The following is a 20,163-nucleotide window of genomic DNA, read 5'->3' on the forward strand; positions in this document are numbered from 1 at the left end:
GCCCCGGCGGCGGGTCGGTTGGAGACGCGCGGGGGCCGGGGCGTGGCCTGCGCCTTAGGGAAATCAGCGGGCGAAGGCAAATGCGCGGGCGGCCGGTATGCCAGCGGCCCGGCATCCGTCCGGCGCCTAGGGGCCGGCAACAAGCTCCTGCACGCGGGCGGTCAGGGCGTCCATCTCGAACGGCTTGGTCAGGAGATGCATCCCGGCGTCGAGCTGGCTTTCGCCGATCACTGCGTTCTCCGCGTAGCCGGTGATGAACAGGACCCTGAGATCGTTCTGGCGTGACCTGGCCGCGTCCGCCAGCTGGCGGCCGTTGACCCCATTGGGCAGGCCGACATCGGTGATCAGCAGATCGAGCGGGGGACTCGACTGAAGCAGGGCCAACGCCTGCACGCCGTCGGCGGCTTCGATCACGTTGTAGCCCATGTCCCGCAGGACTTCGGTTACCAGGGAACGGATGACGACCTCATCGTCGACCACCATCACGGTTTCACCGTGGCTGTTAGCCGGCCGTGCGCTGGCCGGCGCCACCCGATCGTCTGCCGCTTGTGCGGAGAGCGTGCGAGGGAAGCGCAGTTCGACCGTCGTCCCCTGACCCACAGCCGAACGGATGCGCACCTGCCCGCCCGACTGGCGCACGAAGCCATAGACCATCGACAGGCCCAACCCGGTCCCCTCGCCAGTCGGCTTGGTGGTGTAGAACGGGTCGAACGCCCGCTCGAGGGTCTGGGCGTCCATTCCGCTGCCGGTGTCGGTCACCGACACGAGCACGCAGTCGGCCGCCTCCTCGCCCTCAGCGAAGCCTTCCTCGAGGCGGCAATTCTCGGTGGCGATCCGCACCGTTCCGCCTTCCGGCATCGCGTCGCGCGCGTTGATGCACAAGTTCAGCAGGGCGTTCTCGAACTGGTTGGCATCGAGCAAGGTCGGCCACACTTCGTCCCCGCCATCAATCTCGACGGCCACGGACGGTCCCACGGACCGCTGCAGGAAATCGCCGATGCCCTGGATGACCTGGCGCAGATCGACCGGCCTGGGATCGAGCGTCTGACGCCGCGAAAATGCGAGCAAACGGTGCGTGAGGCTCGCCGCCCGCGAAATACCCGCCTCCGCCATCTCGAGATACTTGCCCAGTTCGTCGACCCGCCCCTGCTCGACCCGGCGGGTAATGAGGCTCAAGGCGCCCGAAACGCCCATCAGCAGGTTGTTGAAATCGTGCGCCAACCCGCCCGTAAGCTGCCCCACCGCTTCCATCTTTTGTGCCTGGCGCAGCGCGTCCTGAGTGGCCTCAAGTTCGTCCTCGCGCGCCTGAGTTTCGCTGAGATCGCGGCCGATGGCGATGAAGTTGATGCCGTCGGGCTCCGGTGTCACGGTCCATTCGATCGGCTTGAAGGTGCCGTCGCTGGCGGAGATGCGATTGCGGAAGCGGGTGGGCCGGCCCGTTTCCTGCATTCGGGTGATCGCCTGGAGCGTCGGGTCCGCATCCTCCGGATGCATGAAGCTTGCATACCCGCGTGATAGCAATTCGGCCTCGCTCCACCCCAGCACCTGCCCCCATGCGGGGCTCACCGCCGACATCATGCCGGTGAAGTCGGCGCGGGCGAGCATATCCTGCGACAGGTTCCACAGCCGCTCGCGTTCGGCCGACCGGGCGGCAACCTGCACTTCCAGCGTCTCGTTCAGCGCTCGCAGGCGCGCTTCGGCCAGTTTGCGGTCGTGAATATCGACAGAGGCGCCGAACCAGCGGGTGACCGCACCCGTGTGGGGATCATGGTACGGCTCCGCCCGCACCAGGAACCAGCGGTATGCGCCTGAGCGCGAACGTATGCGATGTTCGATCAGGAAGGTGGTTTCCGCCGAACGGGCAGCGTCGAAAGCGGTGGTTGTCTCTGCCGCATCGTCCGGGTGGACATAGTCACCGGCGATGCGGTGGGCGGTCGATGCCTGGTACTCGTCGCCCGTGTAGATGGTCCACTGCCGGTTGAAGAACTCGGTGCGGCCCTCGCCGTCGGTGATCCACATGATCAGCGGAGCGGCGTCCGCCATCAGGCGGAATCGCTCCTCGCTTTCGCGCAGCGCCGCTTCAGCAGCCTTGCTCTCGGTCACATCGACCACGATGCCGGCGGTGCGAACGGGCGTGCCGCACGCGTCCCGCTCGACCGCGCCGCGCGAAGCGATCCAGCGGACCTCGCCAGACGGCCGGACGATCCGGTATTCGCTGACCAGGTCGCTGCCGTCCTTCAGCGCTGCGGCGTATTCGCGCCAAACGCGGCCGCGATCGTCCGGATGGATGGTCGCGCTGCGCTGCTCCGGCGTGATGCCCGTGCCGTGGCTGGCGCCGAGGATTTCCATCGTGCGGGGCGACCAGTCACCGCGCATCGTGCGCAGGTCCCAGTCCCACGTGCCGATCCGCGCGCCCTCGACCGCAAGGCTCAGCCGCGCCTCGCTGTCGCGCAAGGCGCGTTCCGCAAGCACGGTCTGCGTAGTTTCCACCACGGCGCAGAAGATACCCTGAGCGGTGCCGCCGTCATCGACGACCGCCGAATAGGAAAACGTGAACCAGGTCTCTTCGTCGAACCCTTTGCGGTTCATCACGAAATGCTGGTTTTCGTGATACACCGGCTCGCCCCGTAGGGCGGATTGCACCAGCGGGAGCAAGTCCGGCCAGATCTCCGGCCATATCTCCTGGAACCGTCCGCCCAGGGCAGCAGGGTGCTTTTCCGCCAGGATCACGGCGTAGGCGTCGTTGTAGAGAAAGCCGAGTTCCGGGCCCCACGCCAGGAACATGGGCAGCCGCGACGAGAGGATCAGATTGACGGCCTGCACCAGCGGTTGAGGCCAGGTGCCGGGCTCACCGAGCGGCGATGTGGACCAGTCCCGCGCGCGGATCAGGCTCGCCACTTCGCCGCCGAACGCCATGAAAGCCGGGTTTGAATAGAGCGGCCCACCGTCCATCGCCGTGTTCATATCCACTCGATCAGTACGACGCGAGCAGAAACCGCCGCATTTGCAGGTCAGGCTGTGCGATCTTGGGAAGTGGTGCCTCGGGGCGGAATGAAGCCAAGGCACAAGATCAACAACTTGGAATTGTCCAACCCTCCCCCGAGACCCAAGGGCTCCTCAGGGAACCCGCCGGATGGTTGTCCAACCAGTCTCGAGGCCCACCATACCTCGGAAACGCTCAAAAGGAGCAGCCGCGAATAAGTAGTCGCAGCTCGTAGGCACGCGCCTGTCGCTTAGGATCGACCGGAGAGCTCCGGGTGAATCCCCCCTGAGGTACAAACAGCAAAGCGGAAGAGCTCACGGCTTTTGACCCATGTGAGAGCGGATCCATTCCGTATTGCGCTGACCAGAGGTTTTCCAAGATGGCCAACTATTTCACGCAGTTTTCGACCACATTACAGGTCAACAAAGAGGAGCGGGCAATGCTTGAGCAAGCCCTCGGGTTCGATTGGGATGACGACGATGGGGAACAGTTACCAACTCTCTTGCAGACGCTATTTTTGGACAGATCGGCAGCAGTAGGCGCGATCTTCCCTGATCCTGAGTGCCTCTCCTTCGAACTCGATTACGTTTCTTTGGAAGACGACGGCATCTCATTAGGTGGGGCAGACAGCCCTAACCTTGAAGCGATTGCCAATCTGATCCAGCTCATCTGCCAAGAAACGTTGAGCAGTGGAGCACTAGGCTTTGAGTGGGCCACCACATGCGACAAGCTTCGGCCAGATGCCTTTAGCGGGGGCTGGTGTGTAGTCTCGCTTCAGGAGATCAGATGGGAGACGACTTCAGAAAGGCTGGCTGCCGCTATGGCTGAAGCTGACTTTCAATTGCTGCTCAGGGATCAGTGCTGAAGGGGCCTGGCTAGGTCGGGTTCCGGCTCAACGCGGGCGATCCAAAGGCCTCCACTCGGCAGATTTGTCGATACGCGAACTGACTCATTGGGACCAAAGTAAAGAGCATGGTCGTCGAGGATGATCGCCATTCTCAATCGCGTGCGGTCAACCGCATTCTGCACAGAAGCGATGATCCACTGGATGCAATCTTCCGAGAGATGGCCCCCCCGTGAATAAGGTTCTGGAAAACGTATCCAGGGCGCGTCGTGCGCAATTCGTGCCTCCGGCCCGCCATGCCCAATGCAAAGTTCCCGGGCACCATACACCGCTGGCATGAAGCGAATGATCAATGGCAAGAATCGCGGTCGCTGCCTGTCCAAAAGATCGGAGATTCTCATGCTTTATTTAGTTTGTTGAGAAGGAGGACCCGAAATGATTTTCCATCATCGCGATGGCGTTGGAAATCTACGAACTTCGTTTTCGCTCGAAATTGGCAAAACTGCGGCGAGTACCTGGCTGGTTTGCTTTGACGGAACCTGGGCCGGAATCGTTCTCGGGGGCCAACACCAATGAGCGAACTGGTGCCCTCAGATGATGAGCGCTTCGAAGCGGCTCTTTTCAAGATTGCTTTGGATGAGGCGATGCCAGGGATTATTCTTGAATGGGAACGCACATATAGAAAGCGGGCTGATCCTGGAGTGCGGGCGTTTCGGGCACAGCTGACCCCAGCCCGAGACCAGCTCAAGATCCGCGTGTTTTCATATGAAGAGACTATCAGTGTAGCCTGGCTGCTCGGGGGAGGGCTGGGCAGACAGTTAGCCGCGGCATTGGTGGCTGAGGGCTTCGTCATAACTGGAAGAGAAAGCCATCCGGTAAGCGCACAAGCCCAAGATTACCGGTTGATTGGCAAGGCTTCGCTCAGTGATGGGTCCCGGTGGCAAATCGCACAGAGATTGGAAGCTCCTGCCGCGCTCGCCCACATAAGCCACTATTCCGTGGTGTGCTTCAGGGGCGCGCGCTTAATTGATCTTGAGTCCAACCCCTTTCCTTACGATTTGATTGCCCGACAAGGCTCAATGCCATCGTGGCTGCATGACCTTTCGAAAATCGCAAATGATGCCGGGGTGCACCTCTACTCGCCCATGTTCACGAGTGACCGAAGGACTTCTTAAATTCGGCTGCGTGACGATCGCCCTCATCCCCCTCGGGAAATATGAAGGCGAATTCCTCACCCATCCAGACAGCGCCTTTGATGCCGCGGCCTTTTAGAGCCTCGAAAAGCGCTGCGGTGAGAGGCTCAATAAATTTCTCTTCGAATTCGCCGTAATCAAATTCGGTGCTGTCTTGCTCAGCAACGCTACAAGCGGCTTCATAAGACTGCCCCAGCGTAAGCTCTACAGACGTGCTGCGATCGACAACGCGAGCTCGGTGCGGCCAGTCTTCATGTTCGAAGTGCATGGTACCGCCTCTCACGAGATGGGAGTTTCGTCAGCAAATTTATTTGAGTAGAATGCGATTTGTATCTCGTGAGCCAAGTATCTGAGGCGAACTGTCAACTTCTTTGGAGGCCGAGCTACGCTCGACCTGCTCCCTTCGCTACTCCTCGCTTTGCTCGTCGCATCGCTCGGGAGCGGGCTATTCCTGACGCCTTTGCTGATCGCTGGTGGATCTGTTTCAGCATCGCTAGACCCAATGCTGTTATCCCCCCCCACCTGGATCGATGATCTTGGGTCATGACCAGGGTGGGGGAGGATACTTGCTCGAGTGCTCCGCTGAGCCCTTTGTAAGCTGTTCATAGGCCGCTTATCGGTTCTACCCGAAGCCGGTGGTTTCCCGAGACCGGCATTGTCGGCCCGTATCCCGCTACATCACCTGTTTGCCTCTCGGCGTGCTGGTCGGGATGGTCTCATCATGTGGGATTACAGCGCAAGCTATCCAGTCGATGCATGAGGTCTTGCCCAGCGGGCATGTATGTTGCGAAAACGGTTAGGAGAGGTGGTTCTCTCCAGCGAGGCGGATCAGCATATGAACGAACTGTCCGCCCCAGGTGAGTTGCCCGGCATTTGGACATAGCTCACCTTCTTTTGAGTGCCTTTTTGCGAGAGCAGTGTCTCGCCGAGCAGCCGTATCATCGACAAGCGTGCGTGCGAGCTTGTCTGTCCGTCTCGTACGGTCGTTCTCCTCGCCTCGTGGGTCACCAAATGAAGGCCCCAGCGACGTTTTCGGGCGGGTCCACCCGGGTGATAATACCCTGAACGATGTTATGCAGGCATTGCTGCTGTGGACCTATTTATACGGGAGAAGCCGCACCGGGAGCAATTTGTTTCTCTGGGGTGGAGGCGCTCGGAGGCTTCAAAGCTAATTGCGCCAAAGCCCCGTCATCGTGGGCGGGCCGCCAGAATGACCGGTTTTGGGCCGGGAGCGGACAGGCAGCTTCTGGCGACCGAATATCTTAAGCGGCCGTTTCGCGTGACCAAAATTACCTGTGATGGGGCGCTACCAGGCGTCTTGCGGGATTCTGTCTAATGGTGGTCGCAGCGGGGACAACCTCACTCAGAGCAACCATTGCGCTCTCGAATATCGCGAGTACGTTAGTAGGACTCGCTCCAGCGACTGCAGTTGGGCCAAGAGCGAACCAGCCGCCATCTGAGTGAATGGCGCGAAAAGCATTGTGCATTCAGAAGCGCCACTGGCGGCTTGACGGCCGAAGCTAAACAATAGCGCGGCCGGTCGGATTTCGCGCGTCTTCGCTCTCGACCGCCTGCATCTCGGCCGCGGCTTCGCGTGCTTCATCCTGAGCAGCGATCTCGCGCAAGTTTTGCTCGTGACGGATGCGCGAAATTGGATATGCCAGGACGAACAGGAGCGAGATGACCTGCAACGATGCGAGTACGGGAATCTCGACCAGTGCCATGTCGGTGAGCACCGACTGCGGGACAGAGCCGACCTCGGCACCTTCTGGAAAACTCACGAAGTCGAGGATCAACCCAGCGCCGAACACCCCGACGCCCGAAAGCGACTTCAGGACAAAACTATTAGCCGAGAAGAACAGCCCCGCTGAAAACTTGCGCGTGCGCGAGGCGTAATCTTCAACGATGTCGGCAATCATTGAGGATCCTATGACGCCGGAGCTCATGGACAGGATGGTTCCTATAAAGCTGGTGGAAAATAGGATCACGACCAGCATCGGATCGCCGTTTTCGGGCAGTACACCCAGCAGTCGGCCAATGTAGGCCAGCGGGCTCATGAAGATGGTCAGGACAGCGAACAGAATCGCGGCCGGTTTCTTGCCGATCCGGGACGCCACTCGCGGCGCAAGAAACAGGGCGATGAAAACTGAGGCAAAGTTGCCGAACAGCAAGATCGAGATCTGGTCGCCGGTGAGCTCCCAGAAATAGATTCGGAAGTAGGTTAGGATCGATCCCGCCACCCCGGCAGCCGCATAAGCGAAAAACGTTGCGCCAAGCATGATCATGAACGGCTTGAAGGTCAGGGTGGCGAAGATCTCGCGAGCCGACTTGGAGAGGACGAAGGGCTCCTTGGGCGGAGTGGGACGGAACGTCGGGATATGGCGATGTGTGCCCACGGCTGACACAACGATGGCCGTCAGCATGATCAGGGAGGCCGTCAAACCGTAGAGGGAGTAGCCCTCAAGGTTGAGCTGGCCGTTCGGGTACTCGGGGCTCGGCCGCAGGAACACGCTGAAGGCCGCGACGGCCATCGTCAGCCCGCCGACCCAGCCGAAAAAGTAACGGAAGCTGAGGAACGAGGTCCGCTCGTCGTAGTCTTCTGTCATGTCGACCACCAGCGCGCTGCTTGGAATCTCATAAAACGTGATGAACGTTCGAATGGCGATCATCAGAAACAGCAAGTAGTAGAAGAGTCCGTCTCCTTGCAGGCCCGCGGGCGGGTTCCAAAGGAAGTAGTAGGAAATGGCAACGGGGAGCGCGGCGGCGTACATGAACGGATGCCGCCGCCCCCAGCGCGACCTGAGGTTGTCAGACATGCGACCGATGATGGGGTCGGAAATTGCGTCGCAGATCAACGCGATCATGACCGCAAAGCCGACCGCGGATGCGGCGAGCCCGAGAGCCTGATTGTAATAGAGCAGCAGGAGGACCTGGAACCCGTTGTCCTTCACGCCATAGGCAACGGATCCGAAGCCGTAGGCGATCTTGTCGAAGAAGGTCTTTTTACGCCGAGGCAGAGTTCCAGGGGCTGCGGTCATTGCAGGCGCCCCCCTGTTGCCGAACACGCTGCGCACGGCGCTGTTTCTCGCCTCAGCATATCGCCTCCACTGAATCCCACTCGGGTTATGTTGTCCGGATCAGGCTATACCAGGTGCATGAAAGTGCAACCGGCAAATACCTATTTTCTCAAGCGCCCTTCACCAGCTGTCGATCCACTTTGGTGCAGCGGAGTGGCGCCGTGCGCCCGGGCCGCCAACCGACTGGAGGCTCGCGACGATCCAGCGGCGGGTGTCGGCAGGATCGATGACGTCGTCGATCAGAAATGTCGCGGCCGTCGTTAATGCCTTTCCGTGCTCATACAGGCGGGCCACCATTGACTCAAAGTACCGCTGGCGCTCCGCTGGATCCTCAATCGCATCAAGCTCCTTGCGGTACCCAAGCTTGACTGCTCCCTCGAGACCCATGCCGCCGAATTCGGCGGTTGGCCACGCAACCGAGAATGCCGACGCCTGATAGCTGCCGCCGGTCATCGCAATGGCTCCCAGCCCATAACTCTTTCGCAGCACCACCGACAGGATCGGGACCGTTAGATTGGATCCGGCGAGGAACATTCGCGCTGCATGTCGAACCAGACCCGTTTTCTCAACTTCGGGCCCAACCATGATGCCGGGGGTGTCGCTGAGGGACAGAACGGGCAACCCAAACCGCTCGCAAATCTGCATGAATCGCGCTGCCTTGTCCGCTGCATCGCTGTCGATCGCGCCCCCCAGATGCGCCGGGTCATTCGCGATCAGGCCAACCGGCTGCCCCTCGATCCGGGCCAAGGCTGTGACCATCGCGAGTCCGAAGCCTCGTCGCAGTTCCAGAATGGTGCCGCTGTCGCAAAGCGTCTCCATGAGGGCGCGGATGTCGTAGCTGCGGAGACGGTTCTCGGGGATCGCGTGGCGCAGCAGCCGCTGGTCCGCACAAGCCCACTCCGACACTTGCCCCTGAAAATAGCTGAGGTAGTCCCGCGCCCGATCCACGGCCTGCGCCTCATCGTCCACCAGAATGTCGATTACCCCGTTGCGCACGTGGACGGCGGCCGGCCCGACCTCTTCGGGTGCGAAGACGCCGAGCCCTCCGCCCTCGATCATCGCGGGACCGCCCATTCCCAACGTTGTGTCGCGCGTCGCGATAATGACATCGCAGCAGCCTAGCAGTGCCGCGTTGCCGGCGAAGCAGCGACCAGCGACAACCCCCACCGTGGGCACCTTCCCGGACAGCTTGGGGAATAACTCGAACGCGCGGATAAACCCGCCCCCATCGGTATCACCTGGGCGGCCGCCGCCGCCTTCGGCGAATAACACCAGCGGGATGCGCCAGCGCTCGGCCAATTCCACCAAGCGATCGGTCTTAATGTGATTGCGCGCCCCTTGGGTGCCCGCGAATACCGTATAATCGTATGCCATCGTAGCGATCCGCGCACGCTCCGGGCCGAAATGCGCCGCGTTCACCGTAGCGGTGCCCATGACCAGGCCGTCAGCGGGGCTTGAATCGATCAGCTCCTCGAAACTCGCTCGCCGGCTACGACCGGCCACGACGAGACGACCGTACTCGACGAAGCTGCCTGGGTCGCAAAGATCCTCGATGTTTTCGCGGGCGGTCCGCTTGCCAGCTCTGCGGCGCTTGGCAACGGCATCCGGGCGGGCCTCATCCAGTGCGGCGAGTTGCCTGGCGACGACCTGCGCTAAGTCGGCTCGAAGCACGTCAAGGTCGCGCTCAGGTCCCTGGGCGGCGGCGACCACCTCCTGATCCGCGTCCGGCAACAGGAACACCAGCGGCTGACCTGCATCGACAGTGTCACCTACCGCGACCAGGACCTGCAACACGCGCCCCGCGGCCGTCGCGGTGACGCCGTGCTGCATCTTCATCGCTTCGACCACGGCGATCTCTTCGCCGGCGCGAACGTGCGCTCCCGCCTCCACTGAGCATTCGACGACTGTCCCGATCATCGGGGCGTTCACTGCGATCGAGCCGTGCGGCATCGTGGCTACCGCGCGCGGTTCGGCGGCGGCGCTGGCACCCGTTGGGTCGATTTCATCAGCATATTCGCCGGCGCTCAAGACGAGGTCGGCGGCGCGCTCATCGATTAACGCAGTGTGCCATTCGCCGGTGTGGACCATGGGGCTGGCCAGGAGGGCCCGCAGGAATGCAACGTTTGTCGGCGCCCCGGACACGCGGAATTGGGACAGCGCGCGGTCGGCCTTGGCGAGGGCGGCGGCCTGACCGCCTTCTTGAACCGAGACGATCAGTTTCGCGAGCAAGGGATCGAAACGGGGACTGGTACGGTATCCGGCGTACCCGAAACCGTCCACTCTCACGCCGCGCCCGCTGGGGGGCGAATAGGCGGTCAATGTGCCGCCAGCGGGTTTGGCTGTTCCATCGGGCAGCATGGTCTCTAGGTTGATCCGCACCTGGACGGCATTCCCGCGGGCGGTCGGCGGTTCGAGGAGCCCGAGGTCCGCAAGCGGGGAGCCGCCGGCGACGCCAAGCTGCAAGCGCACCAGATCAAGTCCCGTGACCTCTTCGGTCACCGTGTGCTCGACCTGCAAGCGCGGATTGGCCTCGATGAAGGCGATCCTTGTTCCGTCCGACGAAACCAGGAACTCGAAGGTGCAGAGCGACTGCAGGCGTGAGCGGCGGGCCATCTCCAGCGAATGCGCGCGTAGCTCAGCGATCAGGGCGGGCGATACGCCTTCAATCGGCGCGATCTCGACCAGCTTCTGGCGCTGGCGCTGCAGAGAGCATTCTCGTTCTCCCAGGCAGAAATGATTGCCGGCCTGGTCGCCGATTACCTGAATTTCCAGGTGCCGCGCCGGCTGAAGAAGCTCTTCGGCATAGAGGTCCCCGACGCCGAACAATGCCAGCGCTTCGGCCCGGCAGCGCTCCCAAACCCGCTCGAGTTCATCGGCGTCGCGCACCGGCCGCATGCCGCGACCTCCCCCACCGGCAACTGCCTTGAGCATAACGCCCGCCGGACCCGCGTTGGCCAGGAATTCACCGGCGGCTTCGAGGGTGAGCGCTCCCCCAGTGCCGGCGAGAACTGGCACACCGCATTCCCCGGCAAGAGACCGCGCGGCCATCTTGTTTCCGAAGAGATCGAGAGCAGCGGGATCAGGCCCGACGAACGTCAGGCTGGCCCGCTCGCATAGGCGGGCGAAAGCGGCGTTCTCCGACAAGAAGCCATAGCCCGGATGAATGGCGTCGCAGCCAGTGGAGCGTGCCGTTTCGATGATCTGGTCTGCCGCCAGATATGCTGCAGGTCCTTCGCCCGAGAGGCGCACCGCATTACTACCGGCCGTGACATGAAGCGATTGGGCGTCGTCCTCACTGTGGACCATGACAGTTGCTACGCCCATCTCTGCCGCCGTGGCAGCGATCCGGATGGCGATCTCGCCTCTGTTTGCGATGAGCAGCTTGCGAATGGTCACGACGGTGGCATATTCCTGTTTTCGAAGACCTTGTCCTGATGCTCGCCGAGCATCGGAGCGGGGGTCGCGGCGCATAATCGCTTGCCGTCCAGCGTGAAGGGCAACGCGCCGGCAAGATGCCGGCCGATGTGCGGACGTTGCAGTTCGGCCCAATAGCCGGATGAATGCAACTGCCGATCAGCGACTAGACGCTGCAACGGTTGAACCGGGGCGGCAGGAACGCCCGCAGCCTGCAGGACGGTCGCTGCATCAACCACATTCCGCGTTGCCGCCCAGCGTGCAATGGCGCCTTCGATGGTTGCGGCAGAGACGTTACGGCCGGCCGGATCGGACAAGCCGGGATCGGACAGCCAATCATCCCGGCCTAGGAAACGGCACAACGCATGCCAAGCCGCCTCATCGTGGCAGGCTACTGCCAACCATTCGTCCGGATCACTGGTGGCTACACAGCAGCTGGGAGCCTCATCAGCCCGCCGGCTACCAGTGCGTCCGGAAAGCTGGTCGTCGACCTGCGATCTGATCATGGGTTCGGCGGCGAATTGGAACAGCGCCTCAACCTGCGCCAAATCTATGAAGCAGCCACCCAGCCGCTCCCTTCCAAGCAGTCCTAGAAGCGCCGCCGCGGCACCGTAGAGGCCGGCAACTGGATCGCCGTAGGCTATATGCTGCAAGGCCGGCGAACCACCGTCGAGACCATTCACGAGCGGCAAACCCGAAGCCTGCTCCACCGTCGACCCATAGGCCCGGAAACCCCGCCAGGGGCCGTCCTGGCCGAACGCGCCCATCGCAATGATCACCAAAGAGGGTCTCAACGCGTGGAGGACATCCCGCCCCAGGTCCAACCGGTCCATCACCCCAGGCGCGAAATTTTCGATCAGAACATCACCACTGCGCACCAGTTGGCGGGCTGAGGCGAGCCCGTGCTGGGTCTTGAGATCCAAGGAAACGCCGCGCTTTCCGCGGTTCATGACGCAGAACACAGGCGCTTCCTCGACCGTGGTTCCAGGCTCAGGCTTTTCCCACCCCGGCCACCAATCAGGCCGTGCTTCGGCCTCGATCTTGATCACCTCCGCCCCTAGATCGGCGAGGGTGCGCGTTGCCAACGGGCCCGCCCAGCCCATGGAGAAGTCGATTACCCGCAGCCCAGCCAGCGGCCCGCGGCCAGCGCCCGTCGGAGGCAGGGCTAGCCTGGCGCCGTTCCAGTCTATGCGGAACGGCGCCTTCGGAGTTACGATCTTCCGTCCTCCCAGTTCGGCTGCAAACGTGCGCCGATGTTGCCAGTGCGGGATCTTAGAAGTGGATGCGAAATCGGTCAGGGGCACCATCGGGATGCGTGCGGCCTGGCCCGACTCGGCCAATTCTTGCGCATCTCGCTCGGCAAACGCAGGCGCCAGCAGCGTATCGATCAGGTCTGCGGAGGCCAGCCGATCGAGCGTAGTGGCAAAACGCGGATCGCAGGCAAGCTCAGGCAGCCCGACAAGATCGCACAGCGCGTGCCATTGGAAAGGAGTGAGTGCGGTTACTCCAATCCATCCACCGCGCGCAGCATAGATCGAGCAGGGATAGGTCGGGATATAGCGGTTGATACCGAGGCGGCGGGCGCTTTGACCGAAGTGGGCGTAAGAAACTGCATTTGGCTCCGAGAATGCAACGGCCGCATCGAAAATCGAGACGTGAGCACTCTTCAGGGTGACGCCGCGACGTTTCGCAAGGATGCCGGCAAGTGCCGCGACGAACCCGGTCACACCGGCCATCATCTGTGAACCGTAGCCCTGCGCGAGCAGGGGCGGCCCCGCCGCCGGGCCGAAGCTGTAGGCAAGGCCGGCGAGCGCCTGGACGATCTGGTCATTTCCGAGCCACGCCGCGTAGGGCCCGTCACGGCCGAACCAGCTGTACTCGAGCGAAAAGTCAGCTGCAGACCGATCCCCCGTGCCGTCGTGGATGGCGAGTGCCGGGAAGTCGCCGATCGCCGCGCCGTCGAGCTTTCCCTGGTCGAGCCAGCTGCCGAACAGATCAGCGGCATCTGAGCCCCTAGTCGGCGAATTGCCGGGCAGACCGGGGTCACGGCGGACTTCGGCCCCGAACTGGGCCAGTAGGCGCGCGCAGAAGCGGCCTGCCACGTCTCGCGCATCGTCGCGTATCGTGACGCCGCTCAGCGGGGCCAAGGTCACCTGACCCCGTCCTCAGCCGGAACGGCACCGGGAAATCGACTTCCGCTTCGCGCCTGTGAAGAAAACCCGGAAGGCCGTGTCGTCCATTCCACGCCGAACCGCACCGTCAAGACCCCGGAGACTGCCCTTCGGCGCGTCCCAGGGCGTCCCAACTTGACGGCCTCCACCATGAACATCTCCTTGGAACAAGCCTATTGAGAATTGGGGTATGGTTGTTAGGGATGTGAGCGATGTCAAGAACATCATGGCGAGCGCCGCTCGTACGGGAGGAAACCGGAAGTGAGCGATATACAGCAACGAGACGTTGAACTGTTCAGTGAAGGAACCCGAATCGCCGCGGAAATCTTCACCCCCAGCTCATCAAAACCGGCTGAGGGATATCCGGCGATCCTGCTTTGCCATGGCTGGGGCGGCTTAAAGGATCACCTCGCTCGCTACGCCCGCAAGTACGCCGAATCCGGGTATCTGTGCATGACCTTCGATTACCGCGGCTGGGGGCAATCCGATGGGCGGGTAATCGCCCCGCGCAGCGGCCCTCCGCTGTTGGAGGCGGGGGAGCGTACTATGAAAGTGCAAGTCTTGCGCGAGATCGTCGACCCCATCGATCAAACGGCCGACATCAAAAATTGCCTCCACGTCCTGGCCTCAAAGCCGGACGTCGACTCTAGCCGCATTGGCATTTGGGGAACGAGCTACGGTGGCGGTCACGCGGTTTTCACTGCGGGTAACGATGAGCGCATCAAGGCTGTGGTCGCTCAGATTGGCGGCTTTGGCTTCCCGCCTGAACACCGCGATTGGGCTCGGGGGCGCGCTGCAGCAAAGGCCCGAGGCGAGATCGAGCCGCTCGTGCCGCAAAACGGCCAGGACGGCGTGCCCGGCCTCAAAGGCACGCCCGATGTAGCGCGGATGGTAGAGCATTCGCAGCTAGGCGGAGCGGCCAGGGTACGCGTCCCTACGCTCATCATCGATGCCGAGTTCGAAGAACTCAATAACCGACTCGAGCATGGATTTACCGCTTACATGATGATCCGCCAGAATGCACCGGCGGAATATCATACGTACCCATGCAAGCATTATGTCGTGTATGACGAGTACTTCGAACAGTCCACCGATTTAGCCGTTCGATGGTTCGGCCTGCACCTTTGATTGACGGGAGCACGACATGACTGAGACTGCCGATTATGTTTCCCGCGCGCTCGAACGCGCGGCGACCGTCGATGACGTGCCACAAGATACCCCGCTAATCGCGATTGAGAAGGTCGGTATCGTCGGTGCCGGGACAATGGGCGGCGGGATCGCAATGAACTTCGCCAACATCGGCATTCCGGTGCACATCGTGGAAACCGGCCAGGAAGCGCTGGATCGAGGATTCGCGACTATCCGCCGGAACTACGAGCGTAGCGCGAGCCGTGGGCGTTTTCCCGCCGAGGAGGTCGACGTGCGCATGGCACGCCTGACTGGATCGCTCGAGATGAACGACTTGGCGCAGTGCGATCTGATAATTGAGGCGGTTTACGAGAATCTCGACCTCAAGAAGGACATCTTCACCCGGTTGGATGCCATTGTGAAACCGGGCGCCATACTAGCGACGAACACCTCTGGCCTTGATGTCAACGCTATCGCCGCAGCTACCGGCCGTCCCGAAGCGGTCATCGGCTTGCACTTCTTCTCCCCCGCCAACGTCATGAAGCTGGTCGAGATTGTTCGCGGACGAGCGAGCTCGAACTCGGTCATCGCGACCTCTGTTGATATCGCGAACCGCATAGGCAAGGTGGCGGTAGTCGTGGGGGTTTGCCCGGGCTTCGTCGGCAACCGGATGCTTTACCCTCGCCAGGTGCAGGCGCGCGAACTGTTGCGGCAAGGCGCGATGCCATGGGACGTTGATCGGGTGCTGAAAGAGTTCGGCTTTAAAATGGGGCCGTTCGAAATGTCCGATCTCGCCGGCCTGGACATCGGCTGGACCAAGGGCGTCAAGAGCGGCGACGATCTCCGCGACGCGCTTTGCGAGGCCGATCGCCGCGGACAGAAGACCGGTGCGGGCTTCTACGACTATGATGAAAACCGCGCTGCCGTGCCTTCGCCCGTGGTCGAACGGCTGATCCAAGAAGTTTACGGCGGGCCGGAGAACGCCCCCATACCTTCTGATGCGGATATCCTAGCGACCTGCCTCTACCCGCTCGTGAACGAAGGGGCCAAGATCCTCGAGGAGGGTATCGCGCAGCGGCCATCAGACATCGATGTAGTCTGGTTGTACGGATACAACTGGCCGCACCACACGGGAGGTCCGATGCGCTGGGCAGATAGCCAGGGACTTCCTGTGATTATCCGCAGGGCGCGCGAGCTGGGGCAAGCCAACGAGTGGTACAAGCCGGCCGCTCTGCTCGAGCGAATGGTTGATGAGGGTCGCGGGTTCGGGGATCTCTAGGCGCGGGGCGCGCGGGTCCGGTCGCGGGCTGCCCCCAGGCCGTACAGCAACGGCGTCAGGTATAGCTCGGCGGCGTTATCGGCCCTGGCTTCGCGCACCCAGTTTTGAAGCTCCTGCGCGGAATTGATCGCAGCTGTGATCATTTCGGACGCGATGCGAATATCGGACGGCCGGACGGAGCCGTCGAGTAAGCCGTCGTTGAGCATGTCAGCAAAGCGCATTGTGGTGCGCCCCATGCGGTGCTGCAACTCCTCGCGCAGTTCGAAACCGACCGCTGTCAGGGCCGAGGTGCGCAGCAGCGCGCCCTCGGGCAGCATTTGGCGTGACACAAGCGAGCTCGCCGCCAAGATCGTCCGCGTGAGCCCGTCCGCGGGGGTCCGCATAGCGCTGTCCTGCGCCTCGCGGATAATTTCAAACGTACGGTCAAAGCAGGCAGAGACGAGCTCCTCGCGCGTCTCGTTATGGTGGTAGAAAGCGCCCTTGGTGACGTTCAGTTCGGACGAAATTTTTTCTACCGTCGCTCCGCGGTAGCCGAGGTCATTGATCAGGTGCGTCGCTGTCCGAAGGAACGCGTTTTGCGACAATCGGTCGGGGTCTTCGAACGCATTGTGCATCTCCCCAGGGGGTGCGGGAATGGTGACTGGGCGCGCGGCAATGCCGTTGAGAAGCAAATCGGTGAAGCGCTCTGCAACGCGGTCGAAATCTTCGGTCTCGTAAGGCTGGGTCCAGATCACCGACCAGAGCAGTTGAGACACCAGGAAATGCGCGGCGGCATTTTTTTGCGCCGCCGGCATCGCAAGGCCGGGACAATCGAGCAGGCTGCGTGTCCCGCGGAAGAAATCGACGTAGCGATTGCCTGCTTTCGTCCGGCGCTCGTCCGCGAGAGAGCGAATGTCGCCAAAATGCACGAATGGCGGCTGTTGCCCCCGCCGCACCCGGCCCTTGAGGGCGAAATAAGAGGCGATAAAGTGCCTGATGCGCTCGTCGAAATCGTCGATATCGCGCGATGATGCGATCAGTTCCTCGTGCAGTTCGACCGATCGCAGGAACGCGGCGCAGGCGAGTTCCTCCTTGCGAGTGAAGTAGTACCGCAGGCTCTTGAGGTTCATGCCCAATTCCGCCGCGACCACCGCCAAGGTCGTGTCGCGCAGTCCATTGCGGTTGATCAAGCTGGCAGCCGTATTGAGAATGTCCTCCTTCTTGCGCTCGTATCGCGAGCCCGGTGCTGCGTTGATCGCGGCGGCGGCCAGGTTTTCAGGCGGCATTGGGCGAAATCCAAGTACAGAACGGCTCGAATCGCACCGAAGCGCGATCTTTCGCCTAAGAAAGTGCGGCCCCACCGCTATCAGAGCGGGGGGCCGCGAGGCAACCGGTAGCACCGGCGTTGGAGAGCTCTCGAATGTTAGAAACGATATCGCGCGGTGATATTCCAGAGGCGCGGTGCAGCGTATGTGTTGAGGAGCTGTACCCCCGCACCACCCAGATTGGTCGCTATCGCGCTGTCGGAATAAGCTTTGTTGAACAGGTTGGTGACGACCCCGGTAATGTCCAGCCGTTCATTTGCGGTGCGATAGGTCAGCGTGGCGTTGACTAGTGCACGCCCGGCCACTCTCCCCTGCTCGAACGCGTTGGTGAAGTACCTGCTCTGATAGACAATCGTACCGCCGGGATAGATCGTACCCGCCTGGCCGATGTCGATCGCGTGGTAGCCGTAGAGTGACGCCTTGTGGCGCGGGGTGCGGGGCACCTCGTTGCCAGTCAGATCAACGATGTAATCCGGGTTCAATTGCGTGTTGGTCGGCGGATTGAGGAACCGCGGCTTCGTGACGTCGACGACACCGCACTCAGTCGAATTGGCGATCGGCGGACAGAAGCTCGCGAACGTCGGGTGCAGGTAGGTGTACGATGCCACTATGTTTGAGCGCGGTGTAGGCTCGAAGGTGAGTTGGGCTTCCAGCCCGTAGATTTCGGCCCGCTCCGCATTTGTGAAGCGCGTGAATACCGGACCAGGTGCGGTCACTCCGGTGGTCGGATTGGTGACGAAATTTACCGCTGAGATTGGAATCTGCATGTCGTGGAAGTTCTGGAAGAACACAGACCCATCGAACCGCACTTTGCCGCGAGTCAGCTTGCCGCCGATCTCGTACACGTCGAGGTGCTGCGAATCGGCAATGTTGTTCGGCGGCAGTCCCTGCCCCAGAGTGAAGGCCGACGACTGGTAGCCGCGCGCATAGGACACGTAAATTTGGTCGTTGTCGTTCGGACGCCAGGCGAGTGCGGCTCGCCCGGACAGGCCCTCATCCTGACGGCTGGGGTTTGCTGCACTGACCGCCGGACTGACGTCGCCCGCGAAGAACGGCGGATAGTAGTAGACGTAACGGAAGTCGGTGAGCGCTTCCTTGTCGTCCCACGTATGCCTTAGCCCCCCGTCAAAACGGATCGTAGGGGTGATGTCCATCGCGACGTTGCCGAAGATCGCCTTCGACTCGATGTCGTAGATGTTGCGCTGTTCGTATTCAGCCTTTCGCGGGTTTGGCTGCGGCATGACACCTCCGCCCCCGCCCGTTATCAAGACGTCGCCGCCAGTCGGGATCGCTTCCCAGTATTGCTCGTCGAATTCCTGCTTGAAGTAGTAGGCGCCTGCAACCCAGTCGATCACCGAGCCCTGCTCGCTTTCGAGCCTGAGTTCATGCGACATGAAGTGGTTATCGTTGTCGTAATTCGTCGTGTAGAAGGTTGGCACTACGGTACCCGGAGCGAACGGATCGGTAGGCAGAGCATTGTAGCTGGCTCGCGAGGTCAAATCCCGGTCAGCTGAGCCAGTTGCGACGTACTGTTGGTAGCCGCCGACATAATAGAGGGTTGCTCCGCCCAGATCGAGGTCCGCATTAGTGATGGTCTGAAGGTTATCGCGCAACCTGTCGTAGCCGACAAAATCGACGTTGATCTGGTGCGGTTCGGATGGCGGCGTGACAGTGTACTTATACTGAGGATTGGGTGAGAGGCCGCCGAAGACCGCCGTGGTGTTGTATTGCGCCACAGTGGGATAGCTGGGCTGGTTGCTGTAGCGGAATGTCGTCGTGCGGTTACGGATGTGAAAAGCACCCAACGTCCACTCGAGTTGCAGTTCAAGGTAGAGGTTCTTGACCGCGAAGCCGGCGCCTTCCGCACTTCCCAAGTTCTCCTGGTAGGTGTTCTGGTGAAAGCGCTGCGCTCCAAGCCGGAAACCGAGATTGTCGGTAATTGGGCCGGAGATATTCACTCCTATGTTGTAGAAATCGTTGGCCCCGTAACCCAGCGCAGCCTGACCGACGAATTCCTTGGTGGGCGCACGGGATTGCAAATTGATCGCGCCGGCAATCGCGTTGCGGCCGTACGTTGTACCCGCGGGACCGCGGATGAACTGGACGTTCCCCCCGAAGAGAGTGCTTTCGGCGATGTTTGACGGGACTAGATTGATGAACCCGTCGACATATTGAATAACCGCATTTTCCTGCCCGAGCAGTGTCTGCGCGGTCTGCCGCCCAATGCCGCGCACATTGATGCCGAAGTTCTCGGTGAAATTGAAACCCGGCTGGGTGGCAATCAAGTCCCGCGTGCCGTTCACGCCGGCAAGGTTTCGAGCCTCCGCGTCGATTACGGTTGCGACCTGCGGCTTGTCGAGAAGCCCCTGGAACTTGCTTCCTGTCACGATGATCATGCGTTCCTCGACCACATCACCGGTCGCGTCCTGCTCGCCTTCGGCTTCTGCCGCTGCCTCGGCCGGCGTCGTGGTCGGGTCGGCCCGATCGTTCGTTTGTGACCAAGCGGGAGCGCTGGGCGACAGCGCAACTGCAGTGCACGACAGGTAAAGGGCCGTCCTCATTCTCATTGCATCCTCCCCTACAGAGCGGCTGTTCACTGCAAACCGCTTTTCTCAATCGAGTTTCACGCAAGCATCGGGTGATGTCAATCGGCTAAGTTGCCTCAGGGGCTGGCGCCTCCGCGGCTGCTCGGGAGGGTAACCCCCGCTGACAGTGCGCGATGTGTACCCACTTTCTGAACCGCGCGAGACGAAGCCTTCAAAATTTTTTG

At 61.6% G+C, this 20,163-nt stretch carries 11 protein-coding genes; 4 read left to right on the forward strand and 7 right to left on the reverse strand.

The features are described from left to right. Window positions 1–126: 126 nt before the first annotated feature. Window positions 127–2,964 (reverse strand): PAS domain S-box protein, encoded by a 2,838-nt coding sequence (locus tag E0504_RS11150; RefSeq protein WP_131624054.1) that lies wholly within the window; start codon window positions 2,962–2,964, stop codon window positions 127–129. 398 nt (window positions 2,965–3,362) lie between these two features. Here E0504_RS11150 and E0504_RS11155 point away from each other — a divergent pair, with 398 nt between their 5' ends. Next, a complete protein-coding gene (locus E0504_RS11155) occupies window positions 3,363–3,848 on the forward strand; it encodes a hypothetical protein (RefSeq protein WP_131624055.1) in 486 nt (161 codons plus the stop codon). A gap of 551 nt (window positions 3,849–4,399) precedes the next feature. Then, on the forward strand, window positions 4,400–5,002 hold the full coding sequence (locus E0504_RS11160; protein ID WP_131624057.1) for a hypothetical protein: 603 nt from the start codon (window positions 4,400–4,402) through the stop codon (window positions 5,000–5,002). Here the strand turns inward: E0504_RS11160 and E0504_RS11165 are convergent. The 4 genes from E0504_RS11165 to E0504_RS11180 all read right to left on the reverse strand — a co-directional run bounded on the left by E0504_RS11165 (window position 4,977) and on the right by E0504_RS11180 (window position 13,664). Then, window positions 4,977–5,288, reverse strand: coding sequence for a hypothetical protein (locus E0504_RS11165; protein WP_131624059.1), 312 nt, complete (start codon window positions 5,286–5,288; stop codon window positions 4,977–4,979). The two genes, E0504_RS11160 and E0504_RS11165, sit on opposite strands and share 26 nt — an antisense overlap. Before the next feature lie 1,252 nt (window positions 5,289–6,540). Next, on the reverse strand, window positions 6,541–8,094 hold the full coding sequence (locus tag E0504_RS11170) for an MFS transporter (RefSeq protein WP_131624061.1): 1,554 nt from the start codon (window positions 8,092–8,094) through the stop codon (window positions 6,541–6,543). A gap of 123 nt (window positions 8,095–8,217) precedes the next feature. Beyond that, entirely contained in the window at window positions 8,218–11,493 is a 3,276-nt protein-coding gene (locus E0504_RS11175; protein ID WP_131624063.1) for a carboxyl transferase domain-containing protein, read from the reverse strand. Continuing rightward, on the reverse strand, window positions 11,490–13,664 hold the full coding sequence (locus E0504_RS11180; protein ID WP_131624065.1) for a CoA transferase: 2,175 nt from the start codon (window positions 13,662–13,664) through the stop codon (window positions 11,490–11,492). The genes E0504_RS11175 and E0504_RS11180 overlap by 4 nt, the downstream gene beginning before the upstream one ends. A 279-nt stretch (window positions 13,665–13,943) precedes the next feature. Here E0504_RS11180 and E0504_RS11185 point away from each other — a divergent pair, with 279 nt between their 5' ends. Both E0504_RS11185 and E0504_RS11190 read left to right on the forward strand, forming a co-directional pair. After that, window positions 13,944–14,810 carry an alpha/beta hydrolase gene (locus tag E0504_RS11185; RefSeq protein WP_131624067.1) on the forward strand — a complete coding sequence of 289 codons (867 nt, stop codon included), beginning with the start codon at window positions 13,944–13,946 and terminating at the stop codon, window positions 14,808–14,810. A 16-nt stretch (window positions 14,811–14,826) separates the two neighbouring features. Further along, window positions 14,827–16,089, forward strand: coding sequence for a 3-hydroxyacyl-CoA dehydrogenase (locus E0504_RS11190; protein WP_131624069.1), 1,263 nt, complete (start codon window positions 14,827–14,829; stop codon window positions 16,087–16,089). Here the strand turns inward: E0504_RS11190 and E0504_RS11195 are convergent. Both E0504_RS11195 and E0504_RS11200 read right to left on the reverse strand, forming a co-directional pair. After that, complete coding sequence (locus E0504_RS11195; RefSeq protein WP_131624071.1) at window positions 16,086–17,354, reverse strand: TetR/AcrR family transcriptional regulator; 1,269 nt, start codon at window positions 17,352–17,354, stop codon at window positions 16,086–16,088. The genes E0504_RS11190 and E0504_RS11195 overlap by 4 nt on opposite strands. Window positions 17,355–17,491: 137 nt before the next feature. Next, window positions 17,492–19,954, reverse strand: a complete 2,463-nt coding sequence (locus E0504_RS11200) for a TonB-dependent receptor (protein WP_165938485.1) — start codon at window positions 19,952–19,954, stop codon at window positions 17,492–17,494. Window positions 19,955–20,163: the final 209 nt, after the last annotated feature.

The organism is Parafrankia sp. BMG5.11, from assembly GCF_004337455.1.